This window comes from Klebsiella sp. CN_Kp100, from assembly GCF_040065315.1.
GTDB lineage: Bacteria > Pseudomonadota > Gammaproteobacteria > Enterobacterales > Enterobacteriaceae > Klebsiella > Klebsiella oxytoca.
Map to the genome: position 1 here is coordinate 37,475 of NZ_JBEAIJ010000030.1, position 18,356 is coordinate 55,830.

14 protein-coding genes are annotated in these 18,356 nt (G+C 56.4%); 6 read left to right on the forward strand and 8 right to left on the reverse strand.

The genetic code is table 11. The features are described from left to right. Positions 1 to 197: 197 nt before the first annotated feature. Genes hofQ through ABLV12_RS10080 form a run of 5 tightly spaced genes read right to left on the reverse strand, consistent with a single transcriptional unit; the run spans position 198 to position 3,496 of the window. On the reverse strand, positions 198 to 1,439 hold the full coding sequence (hofQ, locus tag ABLV12_RS10060; protein WP_064397855.1) for a DNA uptake porin HofQ: 1,242 nt from the start codon (positions 1,437 to 1,439) through the stop codon (positions 198 to 200). After that, positions 1,348 to 1,755 carry a HofP DNA utilization family protein gene (locus ABLV12_RS10065; RefSeq protein WP_074185862.1) on the reverse strand — a complete coding sequence of 136 codons (408 nt, stop codon included), beginning with the start codon at positions 1,753 to 1,755 and terminating at the stop codon, positions 1,348 to 1,350. The genes hofQ and ABLV12_RS10065 overlap by 92 nt, the downstream gene beginning before the upstream one ends. Further along, positions 1,745 to 2,185, reverse strand: a complete 441-nt coding sequence (locus ABLV12_RS10070; RefSeq protein WP_016810008.1) for a hypothetical protein — start codon at positions 2,183 to 2,185, stop codon at positions 1,745 to 1,747. Before ABLV12_RS10070 ends, ABLV12_RS10065 begins: the two co-directional genes overlap by 11 nt. Continuing rightward, positions 2,169 to 2,708: a PilN domain-containing protein gene (locus tag ABLV12_RS10075; protein ID WP_049129504.1), complete on the reverse strand. Its 540-nt coding sequence runs from the start codon at positions 2,706 to 2,708 to the stop codon at positions 2,169 to 2,171. The genes ABLV12_RS10070 and ABLV12_RS10075 overlap by 17 nt, the downstream gene beginning before the upstream one ends. Continuing rightward, positions 2,705 to 3,496 (reverse strand): hypothetical protein, encoded by a 792-nt coding sequence (locus ABLV12_RS10080; RefSeq protein WP_064370997.1) that lies wholly within the window; start codon positions 3,494 to 3,496, stop codon positions 2,705 to 2,707. The genes ABLV12_RS10075 and ABLV12_RS10080 overlap by 4 nt, the downstream gene beginning before the upstream one ends. 117 nt (positions 3,497 to 3,613) lie before the next feature. Here ABLV12_RS10080 and mrcA point away from each other — a divergent pair, with 117 nt between their 5' ends. Next, positions 3,614 to 6,172: a peptidoglycan glycosyltransferase/peptidoglycan DD-transpeptidase MrcA gene (mrcA, locus tag ABLV12_RS10085; protein WP_016810010.1), complete on the forward strand. Its 2,559-nt coding sequence runs from the start codon at positions 3,614 to 3,616 to the stop codon at positions 6,170 to 6,172. A 159-nt stretch (positions 6,173 to 6,331) separates the two neighbouring features. Here the strand turns inward: mrcA and nudE are convergent, their stop codons facing one another. Further along, positions 6,332 to 6,892: an ADP compounds hydrolase NudE gene (gene nudE, locus ABLV12_RS10090; RefSeq protein ID WP_004106453.1), complete on the reverse strand. Its 561-nt coding sequence runs from the start codon at positions 6,890 to 6,892 to the stop codon at positions 6,332 to 6,334. 330 nt (positions 6,893 to 7,222) lie between these two features. Here nudE and ABLV12_RS10095 point away from each other — a divergent pair, with 330 nt between their 5' ends. From ABLV12_RS10095 to pckA, 5 genes are all read left to right on the forward strand, one after another. Continuing rightward, positions 7,223 to 9,352 (forward strand): intracellular growth attenuator family protein, encoded by a 2,130-nt coding sequence (locus ABLV12_RS10095; protein ID WP_004115996.1) that lies wholly within the window; start codon positions 7,223 to 7,225, stop codon positions 9,350 to 9,352. Positions 9,353 to 9,412: 60 nt separating this feature from the next. Beyond that, entirely contained in the window at positions 9,413 to 10,096 is a 684-nt protein-coding gene (gene yrfG, locus ABLV12_RS10100; RefSeq protein ID WP_064397853.1) for a GMP/IMP nucleotidase, read from the forward strand. Continuing rightward, complete coding sequence (hslR, locus tag ABLV12_RS10105) at positions 10,093 to 10,494, forward strand: ribosome-associated heat shock protein Hsp15 (protein WP_004106460.1); 402 nt, start codon at positions 10,093 to 10,095, stop codon at positions 10,492 to 10,494. Before yrfG ends, hslR begins: the two co-directional genes overlap by 4 nt. Before the next feature lie 18 nt (positions 10,495 to 10,512). Continuing rightward, entirely contained in the window at positions 10,513 to 11,397 is an 885-nt protein-coding gene (gene hslO / locus ABLV12_RS10110) for an Hsp33 family molecular chaperone HslO (RefSeq protein ID WP_016810014.1), read from the forward strand. A gap of 348 nt (positions 11,398 to 11,745) precedes the next feature. Further along, the gene (pckA, locus tag ABLV12_RS10115; RefSeq protein WP_004106463.1) at positions 11,746 to 13,368 is read left to right on the forward strand and encodes a phosphoenolpyruvate carboxykinase (ATP); all 1,623 of its coding nucleotides are present in this window, start codon (positions 11,746 to 11,748) and stop codon (positions 13,366 to 13,368) included. Between the two features lie 59 nt (positions 13,369 to 13,427). Here the strand turns inward: pckA and malQ are convergent, their stop codons facing one another. Continuing rightward, positions 13,428 to 15,521, reverse strand: coding sequence for a 4-alpha-glucanotransferase (gene malQ, locus ABLV12_RS10120; protein WP_032729092.1), 2,094 nt, complete (start codon positions 15,519 to 15,521; stop codon positions 13,428 to 13,430). 10 nt (positions 15,522 to 15,531) lie between these two features. After that, positions 15,532 to 17,922, reverse strand: coding sequence for a maltodextrin phosphorylase (malP, locus tag ABLV12_RS10125; RefSeq protein ID WP_348867023.1), 2,391 nt, complete (start codon positions 17,920 to 17,922; stop codon positions 15,532 to 15,534). Positions 17,923 to 18,356 lie beyond the last annotated feature (434 nt).

The following is an 18,356-nucleotide window of genomic DNA, read 5'->3' on the forward strand; positions in this document are numbered from 1 at the left end:
ACTGAAACCTCATATGCAATAGAGCGAGAGTCAGACTAAAAATTATCTCAATACTCCGGCTGGTTTGGCAACAGAATAAATCACCGGACAAGAAAGGGAGGATTGATGTCGTACCCGACTCTCAAATCGGTACCCCTTGTATGCTAAATCCGTCCTCACGTCAAACACCTGAAACGTGTTTAGCATGAAAAACCCGCTTAATGCACTGCCAGAATACGTGGAGTGATGAAGACAACCAGTTCACGTCGTTCGTTATCCTTGCCGTCGCGGTGAAACAGCTGGCCAAACCAGGGGATGTCGCTAAGGAGAGGAATACCCTCGCGAGAAGTTTTATTTTTTTGCGCAAAGATACCGCCTAAAGCCAGGGTCTCGCCGCTTTTAACCTCTACCTGAGTTTCTATTTCTTGTTTATCAATAGCCAATACTTCGCCATTATCCTGTTTGAGCACCTGGCCCGGCGTATTTTCGCTAATTCTGAGTTTTAAACGTACGCGGTTTTGATGTAGCACCGTCGGCGTTACCTCCATCCCCAGCACCGCCTCTTTAAACTCCACAGAGGTTGCGCCGCTTTCGCCGCTGGAGACCTGATAAGGTATCTCGCTTCCTTGCTTAATGCTGGCGGGCTGCATATGCGAAGCCAGCAGTCGAGGGCTGGCGATGATGTCTACCTGCTGCTTCCGCTCAAGCGCGGAGAGCTCCAGCTCCAGAAGCCGCCCGCTGATGCGGCCGATGTTAAACCCGGCCCTTGTACTGGCATCCCCTACCGCCAGGTTGCTGCTCAAGGTGGTTAATTTACCCGAGCCTGGCGGGCTGCTCGCTTCTGCCAGGCTCCATTTAACGCCCAGTTCCCGCAGGCTGGTTTCGCTCATTGAAACGATATGCGCCGCCAGCTCGACCTGACCTACGGGTACATCCATCTCCTGGGCCCATGCTTTTAACGCCGGAAGGTGCCGGGCATCATCTCGAATCAACAGACGGTTGGTTCGCTTATCGACCGTCAGATGTCCGCGAGCGCTCAGCAATTTTTCGCCGGCTTTAGCCAGATCCTCCGCATCAGCATAGCGAAGGGTCACGCTATGCCCCTGCAAAGGGAGATTCTGCAGACGCTTTGCTCTTTCCGCCTCAAGGTTCATCTGCTGCGCCTTTTTCCACGCCTGGGTGTGTACGTAGAGAACCGAACCTTGCTGGGTAAGGGTCAAACCGGCGCTGTCGATCACCGATCGCAACGCCTGCAGCCAGGGTACCTCATTCAGATGAAGAGATACCGAGCCGCTGACGTCAGGTGCGATCACGAGATTTTTTTGCTTTAGCTCCGCCAACGACTGGAGTACCTGAGCCACCGGGGCATCATCGACGACCAGCGACACGGGAAGATCCTTTTTTGCCGCGTTGCCCATCAGCGGCAGGAGCAGAAACAGCAGGCTTATCCATCGCATCATTCTTTATTCCCTTTCGCAGCCAGACCCACTGTGCGGGTTCACATCCGGGGCCGGTTAATATGGTTATTTTCTCTGCCGTCAGCAGCGTCACCCGCCAGCCCGCGGGCAAAATCGTCTCCGCCCTCACCCGACTCCACTTCCCGGCGCTATCCTGCAAGATGCCAATAAGCGCCAGCGGGTCGCCGACAGCTCCGCCATAGCGCCACTGGCTAAGCTGCGCCGTCCGGCAGCGATCCACCGGGGGGCGGAACGGATCGCGTTCCACCGCCAGCAGCGGAAGTGGGAACAGCAGCCAGTACCACCATTTAAGGCGCATCTTCCGCCCCCAGATGCAGAGTCAACCGTAGAGCCTGTTTTTCCGGCTGCACAGAGAAAGCCGTAGCCCGCATCCCGCAGCGGGCAAGCCAGGAAAAGAGCGCAGGCACCGCTTGCCAGTCAGCCTCCAGCTGCATCTCGCCCCCGCCGCCCATCGGCCGCCAGGCGATAAGCGCCGCCCCAGCCACCGGGAGCTCAATGGGAGAAAATGGCTGGGTCGCTGCGTCATCTATTCCGGCGGCACGTAGCGCGCTCACCAGCGGCAGCAGTTTTCGCCACTGCATCTGTATGCGCGGCGAGAGCTCCACTGGCGTTTCTGTCTGGGAAGGCAGCATGAGCCAGCGCCCGATTGCGGCAATCAGAACCAGCAGGAGAGGTATCGCTAACAGACTTTTACGCTCCGCCAGCAAGCGTTCAATGCTCCCCCGCATGTTCGTCCTCTCCAACCATGGAAAAGTGAAATAGCCAGCGCCCTTCGCTATCGCGGTGCGTTTCCCCTGCCTTTGCCGGAAGAAAACCGCTAATGTTTGCCAGCGCCTTTTCCAGCGCGGCTAACCCTTTAAGATTCAACGTTAGCCCGCTCAGCGACAGAGCGTTCTGGCGGTATTCCAGATGGGTTAACCAGGCATCCTCCGGCATACGCGCCGCTATCTCCTGCAGCCTTGGCTGCCACGCGGCGGTTTTTTCGCGCCGCAGGCGGCGCAGGCGCTGTTGCTCCCTGTGCTGTAGCTGCTGACGCATGGTGCGCTCACGCTGCTGTAATGCGCTGTAAAGCTGGTTATCAGCGTTTAGCTTAACGGTTGCCAGCCAGTGAGCGGCCCGTTTGTTGAGCCGTGGGGCAAGCAGCGCCGCAAGCAGGATAAGCAGTAAACCGACGCTCAACAGGCCGCCTATGCGCAGGCGCTGTTTTCGCCGCGTTTCGCGCCAGGGAAGAAAGTTGACGATGTGGCTCATAGCTGGCGCGCTCCCAGCGCCAACCCCAGAGCAACGGTATAGCTGTCGCCGCAGCTCGGCAGAGGCGGCTGCAGGCGATCGATGACGCTCCAGGCATCAAAGCTCTGCCCGTCGCACGGCGCTGAAGTGCAGAGACGAAATGCTCCGGCGTTTACCCGGGAAACCATGTGGGGAAAAGAGGGAGCGTCGCTGCACAAACAGTATCCCCAGTTCTCGGCGGTTGCCCAAAGCCAGCTCGCTTCGTCGCGCCACGCCAGCCCCTGCGTTTCAACCGGCAGCCAGGGGATAAAAGCGCTAAGCGCGCTGGCATCCGGGACAATCCCCACCACTCTTAACCTGAGGCGGGTTGCCAGCCGGCATAGCGCGTTGACGTCTAAGCGCTGCGCAGCGGTAACCCGCCAGCCATCGACCGCAGCAGATTGGGCATAATCGACGCACAGCGAAGAGGCGGGCATTTCCAGCTGCTGCGCCATGGCGCTGGTTATCCATGTCGCCTGCTCGCTTTCTCTTAATGAAATCTGCGGACGCGGGAGCTGCTTCTGCAGCGTTCGCGCCGCCGGGAAGGCAATGCAGACTTGATGCTGCAAAGGCAGCTCCCGCCGCCAGCTTTGCAACTGGTGGGCCAGCGACTCAACGTCCACTACCATCCCCTGACGCACAGTGCCGGGCATTAATCGGATATTCCACCAGCGGCGCAGCGCCCAGCGTGAGCGCTCATGCAACAACGCGACAATAGCAATATGGTCCTGCTGAATATGCATTCCTATGCGCCAGTTTCTAAAAGCCATGCCTACGATCTCCTTATCAGCCGATATGCTTCGCTATATCAATGCTCCAGGCTTGCCTTTATACTACTGCGCGTTTGTTTATAAACTGCCCAATGAAAACTAAATGAGAAATCTCCGGTGAAGTTCGTAAAGTATCTTTTTATCCTTGCAGTCTGTTGCGTACTGCTGGGAGCAGGCTCGATTTTTGGTCTCTATAAATATATAGAGCCGCAGCTCCCCGACGTCGCAACGCTGAAGGATGTGCGCCTGCAAATCCCGATGCAGGTCTATAGCGCGGATGGCGAGCTGATCGCGCAATATGGCGAAAAACGCCGTATTCCCGTCACGCTGCAGCAAATGCCGCCTGAGCTGATTAAAGCGTTTATCGCCACCGAAGATAGCCGTTTTTATGAGCATCATGGCGTTGACCCTGTCGGGATTTTCCGCGCCGCCAGCGTCGCGATGTTCTCCGGTCACGCCTCGCAGGGCGCCAGTACGATTACCCAACAGCTGGCGCGTAACTTCTTCCTGAGCCCCGAAAAAACGTTGATGCGTAAGGTGAAAGAGGCCTTCCTCGCGATCCGCATCGAGCAGTTACTCAATAAAGATGAAATTCTTGAGCTGTACCTGAACAAAATCTATCTTGGCTATCGCGCCTACGGCGTCGGCGCGGCCGCGCAGGTCTACTTTGGCAAATCCGTCGATCAGCTTACACTGAGCGAGATGGCGGTGATTGCAGGCCTGCCTAAAGCGCCGTCAACCTTTAACCCGCTCTATTCCATGGATCGTGCAACCGCCCGCCGCAACGTCGTTCTCTCGCGTATGCTGAGCGAAGGCTACATCACGCAGGCGCAGTACGATCAGGCGCGTAGCCAGCCTATTGACGCAAGCTACCATACCCCGGAAATCGCCTTCTCCTCGCCGTATCTCAGCGAAATGGTGCGTCAGGAGATGGTCAGCCGCTACGGCGAGCAGGCTTATGAAGACGGCTATCGTGTCTACACCACCATCACCCGTAAAAATCAGCAGGCAGCCCAGCAGGCGGTGCGGAATAACGTGCTGGATTACGATATGCGCCACGGCTATCGCGGGCCGGAAAAGGTGCTGTGGAAAGTGGGTGAAACGCCGTGGGATAACCAGAAAATCATCGATACCCTGAAAAAAACCCCAGGCTCCGGACCGCTCTCTCCGGCGGTTATCACTTCGGCAAATCCGCAGGAAGCCGTCGCGCTACTGAGCAACGGAACCTCGGTCTCTCTGAATATGGAAGGCATCCGCTGGGCGCGGCGCTTTATCTCCGATACTCAACAGGGCGCCACGCCGCGTAAGGTGAACGATGTCGTGCAGACCGGACAACAGGTCTGGGTTCGCCAGGTAGGCAACAGCTGGTGGCTGGCGCAGGTGCCGGACGTCAACTCGGCGCTGGTATCGATCAACCCGCAAAACGGGGCGATCATTGCGCTGGTCGGCGGTTTCGATTTCAACCAAAGCAAGTTCAACCGCGCCACTCAAGCGCTGCGTCAGGTTGGCTCTAACATTAAACCGTTCCTCTACACCGCGGCGATGGATAAAGGCCTGACCCTGGCGAGCATGCTCAACGACGTGCCGATTTCCCGCTGGGATGCCGGTTCCGGCTCCGACTGGCGGCCGAAAAACTCCCCGCCGCAGTATGCGGGTCCTATCCGCCTGCGCCAGGGTTTGGGTCAATCAAAGAACGTGGTAATGGTCCGCGCGATGCGGGCTATGGGCGTGGATTACGCGGCTGAGTATCTGCAGCGCTTCGGCTTCCCGGCGCAGAACATCGTGCGGACCGAATCACTGGCCCTGGGCTCCGCATCGTTCACGCCGCTGCAGGTTGCGCGCGGCTACTCGGTTATGGCTAACGGCGGTTTCCTGGTTAGCCCTTATTTCATCAGCAAAATCGAGAACGATCAGGGCGGCGTCATTTTTGAAGAGCGGCCAAAAATTGCCTGCCCACAGTGCAATATTCCGGTGATTTACGGCGATACGCCGAAGTCTGATGTGCTGGAAAATAAAGACGTTGAGGACGTAGCGACCTCGCAGGATCCGCAAAATCCCGGCGTTCCTCCGCAGCCGCAGCTGGCGCAGGCAAACCAGTCTCTGGTCGCGCAAAGTGGCGCTCCGGAGTATGCGCCGCACGTGATCAACACGCCGCTGGCGTTCCTGATTAAAAGCGCCCTCAACACCAATATCTTCGGCGAACCCGGCTGGATGGGTACCGGCTGGCGAGCAGGCCGCGACCTGCAGCGTCACGATATCGGTGGCAAAACCGGGACCACTAACAGCTCAAAAGATGCGTGGTTCTCCGGCTATGGCCCTGGCGTGGTGACATCGGTATGGATTGGCTTTGACGACCACCGTCGCGATCTCGGCCGCACCACCGCCTCCGGCGCCATCAAAAATCAGATATCGGGCTACGAAGGTGGCGCCAAAAGCGCTCAGCCGGCCTGGGATGATTTTATGAAAAGGGTGCTGGAAGGCGTACCGGAAGAGCCGCTCACGCCGCCGCCGGGCATTATTACGGTCAACATTGACCGCAGCACCGGTCAGTTAGCCAGCGGCGGGAACAGCCGCGCAGAGTACTTTATTGAGGGAACTCAACCTACCCAGCAGGCAGTTCACGAAGTGGGCACCACCATCACCGATGGCGGGGGCGAGACTCACGAACTGTTCTGACAAAAAAAGCGCCTGCGGGCGCTTTTTTCTTTGGCTGATGGTCACCATTTTAGAGACGCTGCCCGCCGCGTAGCCAGGCGGCTGGCGCCTTACCCGCCCAGGCGGTGCGGTACAGGCATTCACTCCGCAGGCAACGGGCGTTTTTTACCTGCGAGTGCGTTAAAGTCGCCCCTGAGCCTGAAGCCATTCCCGCAGCAGGAACAGCGCGCTCACGTTACGGGCTTCGTTGAAGTCTTCTTCATCAAGCAGCGTCATCAGCTGCGATAGCGGCCAGCGAACCTGCGGCAGCGGCTCTGGCTCATCGCCAGGCAGCGATTCCGGATACAGATCTTCCGCCACCAGGATATTCATCTTGCTGGAGAAATAGGACGGAGCCATGCTGAGCTTTTTCAAAAACGTCAGCTTTTGCGCGCCAAATCCGACCTCTTCTTTCAGTTCGCGGTTGGCGGCTTCCATAACGCTTTCGCCAGGATCGATCAGGCCTTTCGAAAAGCCCAGCTCATAGGACTCGGTACCAACAGCGTATTCGCGAATCAGGATTATGTGGTCATCGACAATCGGCACAATCATCACGGCTTCACGGGTAGAAGGCCGCATCCGTTCATATACGCGGCGCACCCCGTTGCTGAACTCAAGGTCCACGCTTTCAACATTAAAAAGGCGCGAGCGCGCGACTGTTTCAACGTTGAGAATGGTGGGTTTTTGTAATGATTTGCTCATTGTCATCGGTCTATGCTGTGATTACAGAGGGCATTGTGCGATACGCAGCACGGTTTCGGCAATCCAATTCGCCACTAATTTACATAGTTGCAACCTTTTCGTTTTGAAACCTATTATCACAAAGACTCAAAAGTCAATAGGTTGACCAGTATTTGAGAATATACCGATTCCTGGATTTTAACGTTTTTGATAAGGTTGTATGCTGCTGCATTGCACAATAGATGTTCCCGCTTTGACAGGATAAGTGCCGATGGCAACGGCTGTTTTACCTGCATGATGAATGGCTACCGACGATACCAATAAGAAAAGAATAACTATGATGGGATGGGCATGGGCACCTTTCTGATATTTTTGTTAGCTCTGCTAATCTGCGCATTGCTTATCGGGTGGTGGTATCGCTCGCATGCCAGACGTCGCCGCCTGCCGCTGCTGCACGCCTTTAGCGATGCCGCTACGCGCAACCTCTCCGATGAAGAGCGCAGCGCCGTAGAAAAATACCTCGAAAGTCTCAGCCGCAACCAGCAGTTGCCAGCTTCAGGCGCCAGTACCGCGCCGCTAAACCTGATGCTGAACGAACAGAGCGATACCGTTTATAGCGTTACCCGAGCGATCACTCGCTACGGCATCACCACGGACGATCTCAACAAATGGCGCTACTTCCTTGATTCAGTAGAAATTCATCTGCCCCCATTCTGGGAGCAACATATTAATGACGAGAACAGCGTCGAATTAATCTCCACCACGAGCCTACCGCTGGTGATTGCGCTTAACGGGCAGACGCTGAGCGACTATCCGCAGGAGTCCCGTGGTTTCGCCCTTGAACAAGCCCCGGCGACCCAGGCATCTATCCGCGGGGAAGAGAGCGAACAAATTGAGCTGCTCAACATCCGCCCGGAAACGCCCGAAGAGCACGCACTGAGCCGCCCCGACGGCCTTCGCGAAGCTATTCTGGCAGTCGCCGCGTTCCTGCTGTTTTATTGTAGCCTGATCGCCCCCGACGTCTTTTCGCCCTGGCTTCTCGGCGGCGGTATACTGCTACTTCTTGCCAGCGTATGGGGAATCTACGCGCCGCCGCGCAAAACGTCGCTGCGGGAAATTCATTGTCTGCGCGGTATGCCTAAACGCTGGGGGTTGTTTGGTGAAAACACCCAGGAGCATACAAACAATATTTCTCTCGGCATTATTGACCTCATCTACCCGCGCCACTGGCAACCGTGGATCGCGCAGGACCTTGGCCAGCAAACGGATATCGACATCTATCTCAGCCGCCATGTAGTCCGCCAGGGACGCTATCTGTCGCTGCACGATGAGGTTAAAAACTTCCCGCTTCAATACTGGCTTCGTAGCACGATTATCGCCCTGGGAGCACTACTGGTTGTTGTCATGCTGTGGGCCAGCGTTCCGCTAAACATGCCGTTTAAATTCACGCTGTCATGGCTAAAAGGCGCACAGACCATCGAAGCCACTACGGTCGCCCAGCTGGAGAAATCGAAAATTCGCATTGGCGATACGCTGCGCCTGAAAGGCTCGGGAATGTGTAACATTCACACCCCGGGCGCGTGGACAGCAAAAGAGAACTCGCCGTTTATGCCGTTCGATTGTTCACAAATCGTCTGGAATGATGCGCCTCCCCTGCCCTTGCCGGAGTCAGATATCGTCAGTAAGGCCGCCGCGCTGATGCAGACCGTTCAGCGCCAGCTCCACCCCGAATCCGATGACGATTCGCGGGTCAGCCCGGCGCTACGCTCCGCTATTCAGAAATCCGGCATGGTGCTGTTGGATGACTTTGGCGATATCGTCACCAAAACCAACGACCTGTGCTCTGCGAAAGACGATTGCGTTCGCCTGAAGAATGCGCTGGTTAACCTCGGTAACACCCGTAACTGGGAAACGCTGACCAAACGCGCCAGCGCGGGCAAACTGGACGGGGTTAACGTGCTGCTGCGTCCGGTAAGCGCGGAGTCGCTGGAGAATCTGGTTACCACCTCCACCGCGCCGTTCGTCAGTCGGGAAACCTCACGTGCCGCTCAGGCGCTGAATAGCCCGGCGCCTGGCGGTTTTCTGATTGCCAGCGATGAAGGCAGCGACCTGGTCAATCAGCCCTGGCCAAGCACCGGATTATACGACTTCCCTGCGCACCAGCAGTGGAGTGAACTACGGCGCCTGGCGAGCATGTTGATGCACACGCCGTTCCAGGCTGAAGGTATCGTCACCAGCCTTTATACCGATGCTAACGGCACGCAGCATATCAACCTGCACCGTATCCCTGACCGCACTGGCCTGTGGCGCTACCTCGGGACAACGCTGCTGCTGCTGGCCATGCTGGGCTGCACGGCGTATCACGGCATCCAGGCTTTTCGTCGCTATCAGCGCCATCGCCAGCGCCAGGAAGAGATCCAGAAATACTACGAAAGCTGCCTGAATCCGGTTCTGCTCTCCTCGCCGGACCCGCAAGAATAATTCTCTGTACGGCGGGGTGTGATACCCTGTCGCGCAATTTCCCTTCGCTGGAGACTTACCATGCATTTTGATATCGCCTGGCAGGAGGTTGATACCGTTCTGCTGGATATGGACGGCACGCTGCTCGACCTCGCTTTCGACAACTACTTCTGGCAAAAACTGGTTCCCGAAACCTGGGGCGCCGCGCGCGGGCTCAACCTGCAGGAAGCCAGAGACGCGATGCGCCAGGAATATCATGCCGTGCAACATACGCTAAACTGGTACTGCCTGGACTACTGGAGCGAGCGCCTGGGTTTGGATATTTGTGCGATGACCAGCGAGCAGGGGCCAAGGGCGACGCTGCGTGATGATACCGTGCCTTTCCTTGAGGCGCTTAAAACCAGCGGTAAGCGCCGGATTTTGCTGACTAACGCGCATCCGCACAATCTGGCGGTGAAGCTAAAACATACCGGGCTGGATGCGCACCTTGATTTATTGCTTTCCACCCACACATTTGGTTATCCGAAAGAAGATCAGCGTCTGTGGCACGCTGTGGCTGAAGAGACCGGCTTCGACGCGCGTAATACGCTCTTCGTCGACGATAACGAGGCGATTCTGGACGCGGCGGCGGAGTTTGGCATCCGCTATTGCCTGGGCATCACCAACCCAGATTCCGGACTGGCGGAAAAAAGCTACGTTCGTCATCCCGGGTTGAATGACTACCAGCATCTGATCCCCTCGCTGACCCTACAGGAGAGGCCATGAAAGAAAAACCCGTCGCAGCCGTCAGGCTGGACAAATGGCTGTGGGCAGCCCGCATTTATAAAACCCGAGCGCTGGCGCGCGAGATGATTGAAGGCGGCAAGGTACACTACAACGGACAGCGTAGTAAGCCGGGAAAAGTGGTCGAACTCAACGCCACCCTGACGATCCGCCAGGGCAATGATGAACGCACTATCGTGGTAAAAGGCATTACCGAACAGCGCAGACCTGCCAGCGAAGCCGTCGCGCTCTATGAAGAGACGGCAGAGAGCATCGAGAAACGCGAGAAAATGGCGCTGGCGCGAAAAATGAACGCGCTAACCATGCCGCATCCCGACAGGCGTCCGGATAAGAAAGAGCGCCGCGACCTGATGAGATTTAAACACGGCGATAGTGAATAACTGTGGCCCGCAAGAGAGATGATTATGACTCAACACGATCAATTACACCGCTATCTGTTTGAAAACTATGCCGTACGCGGTGAGCTGGTGACAGTTTCTGAAACGTTAGAACAGATCCTGACTAACCATAGCTATCCGCAGCCGGTGAAAACCGTGCTCGCGGAACTGCTGGTCGCCACCAGCCTGCTGACCGCGACGCTGAAATTCGCTGGCGATATCACCGTTCAGCTGCAGGGCGATGGCCCGCTGTCGCTGGCGGTGATCAACGGCAACAACCAGCAGCAGATGCGCGGCGTAGCCCGCGTCCAGGGCGAGATCCCGGATGGGGCGGATCTGAAAACTATGGTCGGTAACGGATATCTGGTCATCACCATCTCTCCGGAAGAGGGCGAGCGCTATCAGGGCGTGGTCGGCCTTGAGGGAGACACCCTGGCTGCCTGCCTGGAAGATTACTTCCAGCGTTCCGAACAGTTGCCGACCCGGCTGATCATCCGCAGCGGCGAGCACGAAGGCAAACCGATGGCCGGCGGCATGCTGCTGCAGGTTCTGCCGGCGCAAGATGCGCAGGCGGCTGATTTTGAACATCTGAGCACGCTGACCGAAACCATCAAAGCTGAAGAACTGTTTACCCTGCCAGCGAACGATGTGCTCTGGCGTTTGTATCACGAAGAGGAAGTCACCGTTTACGAGCCGCAGAACGTCGAGTTTAAGTGCACCTGCTCTCGCGAACGCTGCGCCGGCGCGCTGAAAACGCTGCCCGATGAGGAGATTGATAGCATCCTCGCCGATGAGGGTGAGATCGATATGCACTGCGACTACTGCGGAAATCATTACATCTTTAATGCAATGGATATTGCCGAGATCCGCAACAACGCCTCTCCGGCCGACCCGCAGCTCCACTAATCCTCATTTCGTCAGGAGCGAGCTCCCCTCTCGTTCCTGACGTCAACCTTTTTCATCCGCGTGATGAATCGATTCCCCATGAAAGAGTTACGTAATTTTCTTTCAGGTAAGCGATTACATTCACATTTCAACAGTTTTTTTAATTACTTTTTAACCATTAAGAAACATCTACCCCCATCGACGCATCAATTCCTGAGATAATCCCCTATGCCTCGTGACAGGAGTCACAACGTTTTTCGTAAGTCCGTCGTTTGTCGAGATACGTAAATCTATGAGCCTGGTCGCGGTCTATACCCCGTAATAACCCCTACAATTTAAAGCAGTACATATTGGCTAAGGAGCAGTGACATGCGCGTTAATAATGGTTTAACCCCGCAGGATCTCAAGGCTTATGGTATCAATGACGTCCAGGATATCGTCCATAACCCCAGCTACGATACTTTGTATCAAGAAGAGCTCGCCCCCAATCTGGAAGGTTATGAACGTGGCGTATTAACAAATCTTGGTGCAATCGCCGTAGATACCGGTATTTTTACCGGCCGTTCTCCAAAAGATAAGTATATCGTTCGTGACGACACCACCCGCGATACGGTGTGGTGGGCTGATAAAGGCAAAGGCAAGAACGACAATAAACCGCTGTCAGAGGAAACGTGGCAGCACCTGAAAGGACTGGTCACCCGCCAGCTCTCCGGCAAACGTCTCTTCATCGTTGACGCCTTCTGCGGCGCTAACGCCGACACCCGCCTGAGCGTCCGCTTTATTACCGAAGTCGCCTGGCAGGCGCATTTCGTGAAGAACATGTTTATTCGCCCGAGCGATGAAGAACTGGCAAACTTTGAGCCGGATTTCATCGTGATGAACGGCGCCAAATGCACCAACCCGCAGTGGAAAGAGCAGGGTCTGAACTCCGAAAACTTCGTCGCCTTTAACCTGACCGAGCGTATCCAGCTGATCGGCGGTACCTGGTACGGCGGCGAAATGAAAAAAGGGATGTTCTCGATCATGAACTACCTGCTGCCGCTGAAGGGCATCGCTTCCATGCACTGCTCCGCCAACGTCGGGGAAAAAGAGGATGTCGCTATCTTCTTCGGGCTTTCCGGTACTGGCAAAACCACCCTTTCCACCGACCCGAAACGCCGCCTGATTGGCGATGATGAACACGGTTGGGACGACGACGGGGTATTTAACTTCGAAGGCGGCTGCTACGCTAAGACGATTAAGCTTTCAGAAGCCGCAGAACCGGATATCTATCATGCGATTCGCCGCGATGCTTTGCTGGAGAACGTGGTCGTACTGGCCGACGGCACCATCGACTTTAACGACGGTTCGAAGACCGAAAATACCCGCGTCTCCTATCCGATCTACCATATCGAAAACATCGTTAAGCCGATATCCAAAGCGGGTCATGCCACTAAGGTTATCTTCCTGACCGCCGACGCGTTTGGCGTTCTACCTCCGGTTTCTCGCCTGACCGCCGACCAGACCCAGTACCACTTCCTGTCTGGCTTTACCGCCAAGCTGGCCGGTACCGAGCGCGGCGTCACGGAGCCGACGCCAACCTTCTCCGCCTGCTTCGGCGCCGCGTTCCTTTCGCTGCACCCGACGCAATACGCTGAAGTGCTGGTAAAACGCATGCAGGCCTCCGGCGCGCAGGCCTATCTGGTCAACACCGGCTGGAACGGCACCGGCAAACGTATCTCGATCAAAGATACCCGCGCCATTATCGATGCGATCCTTGACGGTTCGCTGGACAATGCCGAAACCTTCACGCTACCGATGTTTGAGCTGCAGATCCCGACCGAGCTTCCGGGCGTGGATACTCATATCCTCGATCCGCGCAACACCTACGGATCGCCGGAGCAGTGGCAGGAAAAAGCGGAGCAGCTGGCGAAACTGTTTATCGAGAACTTCGAGAAGTACACCGATACGCCAGCGGGCGCTGCGCTGGTGGCCGCAGGGCCAAAACTCTAATCGGTTCAGCAGAAAATACAAAGCCGGGAATCACTTCCCGGCTTTTTTAATGCTCCCCGTCAAGCGGGTTTCTTCTTACTTGCCGACTTACGCCGCTTATCCAGATCCTTAATCAGCTTATTCACCTGCTCATCGGCAAACATCGCCTCGAGCGTGGTGGAGAGCTTGCGACGCCAGTTTGGATACTCCGTGCTGGTGCCCGGAATATTGACCGGCTCGGCCATCTCCAGCCAATCTTCCGGCTGCAGGCCCAGCAGCGCGCTGTTGCTGTCGGCAATATAGCGCTGCATACCGCGATTCAGGGTTGAGGTCATCGCCATCAGCGACGCTTTATGCCCGGTACGCTTCGGCAGACAGCCGTAGCGGTGCAGAGCATCCAGCAGCCCCTGCTTCGCCAGCTCGCGATCCTGATAAAGTCCGCGCAGCACCACCTCATCCGGATACAGGCCAAGCGATTTCCCCAGCGTCAGGTCGCCGCTTTCCCAGTAGCCGCGCAGCGTTGGCAGGTCATGCGTCGTTGCCACAGCCATTGATTGCTCCGGATACGCCTTCGGCGCACGGAAAGTCTTCTCGTGGTCATTTTCGAAATAGAGCACTTTGTAAGAGTAAACGCCGCTTTTTCGCAGCTTACCGACGATCTCAACCGGTACGGTTCCCAGATCCTCGCCGATCACCATACAGCGGTGACGCTTACTCTCCAGCGCCAGAATCGACAACAGATCGTCTACCGGATACTGAACGTAAGCACCGTGATCGGCCGTCTCACCGTAAGGGATCCACCACAGACGCAGCACCGACATCACGTGATCGATGCGCAGCGCCCCGCAGTTTTGCATATTAGCGCGCAACAGCTCGACAAATGGCTCATAGGCGCGCGCCACCATGATATGCGGGTCCATCGGCGGCAGGCCCCAGTTCTGTCCCAGCGGACCCAGAATGTCCGGCGGCGCCCCGACGGAGGCTTTCAGACAGTACAGCTCGCGATCGCACCAGGTTTCCGCTCCGCCTTCCGCAACGCCGACCGCCAGATCGCGATACAGGCCGATCGGCATGGCATCGTTCTGGCTGGTATGCCAGCACTCGGCGAACTGGGTGTAAGCGAGCCATTGCAGCCACAGGTAAAAATTCACCTCGTCGGCATGCTCGGTACAGAATGCTTTAACCTCCGGGCTATCGGTATCCTGGTAAGCCTTCGGCCACGCGGGCCAGCCCCAGCGCATCGGATCCTGCTTAACCTGCCAGGCGTGCAGCGCGTCATACGCCGCCTGCCAGTACAGACTTTCGCCCTCACGGGTCACAAACTGACGGAACTCCGCCGTCGTCTCATCATTGCGCGCGGAAAAACCTTTCCAGGCCATGCGCAGCGCAGTGAGCTTAAGAGCGGTCACGGCGGTATAGTCAACGTCATCGGTCTGGCGCGCGGCCTGTAAGGCTTGCTGCGTAGCCGATGATTGCCACCATTTTTGCGCCTCTTTGCTGTGACGGAAATCGTCTACCGCGTTGACGTCGATATAGATAACGTTGAGCCAACGGCGTGAAGAGGGGCTGTACGGGCTGGCGCTCTCCGGGTTAGCCGGGTAGAGCGCGTGAATCGGGTTAAGACCAATAAACGCGCCGCCGCGGCGAGCGATTTCCGGCAGCATAGCGCGCAAATCGCCGAAGTCGCCAATTCCCCAGTTCTTCTCCGAGCGCAGCGTATACAGCTGCACGCAGGTTCCCCACAGCTTCTTACCATCCTTCAGCGCCTGCGGTTCATAGCAGCGCGCGGGCGCGACGATAACCCGACAGTGGCTGCGCTCGCCGTCCTGAGTCAGCGTCAGCGTGTGATACCCTTCCGGCAATTTTGCCGGCAGCGGCAGGGTTTCTCCGCCGCGCGCCTGGCCCTGATACTGTTTCCCTTCTTCGGTGGTGAGGATCCAGTGAAACTCCCCCTGGCCCGCCACCGGCAGAGACATCTTTTTGCCATAGGTGAACACCTGCACCGCAGGCAGCGGATCAACCGTCGCCTTCACGGCAGTCGCTGTACGATGCATCGCATCAAGCAGCCGCTGCTTGGTCGCCGCAGCAATAGACTGCGGCTTACCGTGAGCATTGATGTAGCTTGGGCTTATCCCCGCCGCCAGGGCAGCGTTATCAAGGCGTTTACTCTCCATAGGCCTGTCCTTAGCGTTTTGCCTGCCAGATACGTTGCTGATAATCGCGAATCGAACGGTCGGAGCTGAACATGCCGCAGCGCGCGGTGTTCAGAATCGTTGCGCGCGTCCAGGCTTCCTGGTCGCGATACAGCTCATCAACCTGCTTCTGCGCCGCCACGTAGGCTTCAAAATCGGCCAGCACCAGGTACGGGTCGCCGCCTTTCAGCAGACTGTGCAACATCTGGTCGAAGGCATGCTTATCGCCATCGCTATATTTACCGCTCTCCAGCTCTTTCAGCACCGCATCCAGCAGCTTATCTTTCTTCCGCCACTTCAGCGGGTCGTAACCTTTGGCCTTCAGCGCTTTCACTTCTTCCACAGTATGACCGAAGATGAAGATGTTCTCTTCGCCCACCTGCTCAGCAATTTCAACGTTGGCGCCGTCGAGGGTTCCCACGGTCAGCGCGCCGTTCAGCGCCAGCTTCATATTGCCGGTACCAGAGGCCTCTTTGCCCGCCGTAGAGATCTGCTCGGAGACATCCGCCGCCGGGATCAGCATTTCCGCCGCCGAGACGCAGTAGTCCGGCAGGAATACGACTTTCAGCTTATCGCCTACCAGCGGATCGTTATTGATCGCTGCGGCAACTTTGTTGATCGCCCAGATAATATTCTTCGCCAGGTAGTAGCCCGGAGCCGCTTTCGCACCGAACAGGAACACGCGCGGTACGCGGTCGGCCTGCGGGTTCTCGCGGATTTCTTTGTACTGCGCGAGGATATTCAGCAGGTTGAGGTGCTGGCGTTTATATTCGTGCAGACGCTTAATCTGAATATCGAAAATCGCCTGCGGATTAATTTCGATACCGGTACGCCGCTTCACAAACTCCGCCAGACGAACCTTGTTGGCCAGCTTAATCTCACGATACGTCTGGCGGAACGTCGCGTCATCAGCATATTTTTCGAGGTTGATCAGCTGGTCGAGATCGTTGGCCCACTCTTTCTTCAGCGTTTTATCCAGCAGCGCGGCCAGCGCCGGGTTACACTGCTTGATCCAACGACGCGGGGTAATGCCGTTGGTGACGTTATGGAATTTGTTCGGCCACAGCTGGTGATATTCCGGGAACAGATCTCTCACCACCAGATCGGAGTGCAGCGCGGCAACGCCGTTAACCGCAAAGCCGCTGACCACGCACATGTTCGCCATACGAACCTGTTTGTCGTGCACCACCGCCAGCTTCGCCCAAACCTGCTTGTCGCCCGGCCAGGTTTTATCCACCAGCGTTTTAAAGCGGTCGTTAATCTGTTTGATGATCTGCATGTGGCGCGGCAGCAGCGCTTTTACCAGCTTTTCATCCCAGCACTCCAGCGCTTCCGGCATCAGGGTGTGGTTGGTGTAAGCAAAAGTTTTGCTGGTAATCGCCCAGGCGTCGTCCCAGCTCAGCTGATGCTCGTCAATCAGCACGCGCAGCAGCTCCGGAATCGCAATCGTCGGGTGAGTATCGTTCAGCTGAATAACTTCATAATCCGCCAGCTCTGCCAGCTTGCGACCTGCCAGATGATGGCGACGCAGAATATCGGCAACCGAGCAGGCGCACTGGAAGTACTGCTGCATCAGACGCAGTTTTTTACCCGCCTGATGGTTATCGTTCGGGTAGAGGACTTTCGTCAGTTTTTCGGCGTCAATGCCCTGCTGTTCGGCACGCAGGAAATCGCCGTCGTTGAATTTAGTCAGGTTAAAAGGATGCGCGTGCTTAGCCTGCCACAGACGCAGCGGCTGAGCCACGTTGTTGCGGTAGCCCAGCACCGGCAGATCCCAGGCTTCGCCGGTAATCACAAATGCCGGAACCCACTCACCATTTTTAGTCACTTTACCGCCGAGGCCCACCTGTACGTCCAGCGCTTCATTGTGGCGGAACCACGGGTAGTTGCTACGTCCCCAGTCATCCGGCGCTTCCATCTGCTGCCCGTCAGCGAAAGACTGGCGGAACAGACCGTACTGATAGTTCAGGCCGTAGCCGGTGGCCGACTGACCCACGGTTGCCATTGAATCCAGGAAACATGCCGCCAGACGGCCGAGGCCACCGTTGCCCAGGCCCGGGTCGATTTCCTCTTCCAGCAGGTCGGTCAGGTTAACGTCATGCGCCTGTAGCTCATCGCTGACCTGCTGATACCAGCCAAGGTTGAGCAAATTGTTGCCGGTCAGGCGACCAATTAAAAACTCCATTGAGATGTAGTTTACGTGACGCTGCCCTGCGGCCGCTTTCGCTACCGGCTGAGCCGACAACAGCTCGGACAGCGCACCGCTTACGGCGCGCCACCATTGACGCTGGGTCATCTCGGAAGCGGACTGTAAACCAAAATGCTGCCACTGACGCGTCAGTGCAGCCTGAAACTGAGCTTTGTTAAAAGAAGTCTGTGACATAAGAAATCCGGGTCCTTTACTAAAACGTTAGCGTTAGTGTGCCGACCTCCCGGAGTCACGTCCTCATCCCGCCAGGGATTAGCCGGGGAGGAGTAGCAGGGATGAGCGAAAAGTGTGATCGTGGCCACTATTACGTTAGCTTACCGGCAAAATTATGCTGCAAAATTCGCCGCTGCGGAACCCGCAACCTGTCTCTCCTGGCGAACAAAACTTTGTTACAAGCCTGGATGATAAAAAGGCCATAAAATGCCGTTTTGTAAATATGGCGAAATAAAAGTAAATATTCGAAGAATAAACGGACTTTAATGCAGAAATAACTCAAAAAGATGACTTATAAGAATAAGCTGACAATATTTTAATAAAAACAAACAACTACTTAGATTGTAAAAAAAGATTAGCCTGTGGTGCCTGAATTTCCCGCAAGCCCAGAAACC

What these genes read in the sequence shown, in the direction of transcription:
- hofQ (WP_064397855.1), bottom strand. Translation starts at nt 1,439, where the DNA reads ATGATGCGATGGATAAGCCTGCTGTTTCTGCTCCTGCCGCTGATGGGC.
- ABLV12_RS10065 (WP_074185862.1), bottom strand. Translation starts at nt 1,755, where the DNA reads ATGCGCCTTAAATGGTGGTACTGGCTGCTGTTCCCACTTCCGCTGCTG.
- ABLV12_RS10070 (WP_016810008.1), bottom strand. Translation starts at nt 2,185, where the DNA reads ATGCGGGGGAGCATTGAACGCTTGCTGGCGGAGCGTAAAAGTCTGTTA.
- ABLV12_RS10075 (WP_049129504.1), bottom strand. Translation starts at nt 2,708, where the DNA reads ATGAGCCACATCGTCAACTTTCTTCCCTGGCGCGAAACGCGGCGAAAA.
- ABLV12_RS10080 (WP_064370997.1), bottom strand. Translation starts at nt 3,496, where the DNA reads ATGGCTTTTAGAAACTGGCGCATAGGAATGCATATTCAGCAGGACCAT.
- nudE (WP_004106453.1), bottom strand. Translation starts at nt 6,892, where the DNA reads ATGAGCAAATCATTACAAAAACCCACCATTCTCAACGTTGAAACAGTC.
- ABLV12_RS10095 (WP_004115996.1), top strand. Translation starts at nt 7,223, where the DNA reads ATGGGCACCTTTCTGATATTTTTGTTAGCTCTGCTAATCTGCGCATTG.
- yrfG (WP_064397853.1), top strand. Translation starts at nt 9,413, where the DNA reads ATGCATTTTGATATCGCCTGGCAGGAGGTTGATACCGTTCTGCTGGAT.
- hslR (WP_004106460.1), top strand. Translation starts at nt 10,093, where the DNA reads ATGAAAGAAAAACCCGTCGCAGCCGTCAGGCTGGACAAATGGCTGTGG.
- hslO (WP_016810014.1), top strand. Translation starts at nt 10,513, where the DNA reads ATGATTATGACTCAACACGATCAATTACACCGCTATCTGTTTGAAAAC.
- pckA (WP_004106463.1), top strand. Translation starts at nt 11,746, where the DNA reads ATGCGCGTTAATAATGGTTTAACCCCGCAGGATCTCAAGGCTTATGGT.
- malQ (WP_032729092.1), bottom strand. Translation starts at nt 15,521, where the DNA reads ATGGAGAGTAAACGCCTTGATAACGCTGCCCTGGCGGCGGGGATAAGC.
- malP (WP_348867023.1), bottom strand. Translation starts at nt 17,922, where the DNA reads ATGTCACAGACTTCTTTTAACAAAGCTCAGTTTCAGGCTGCACTGACG.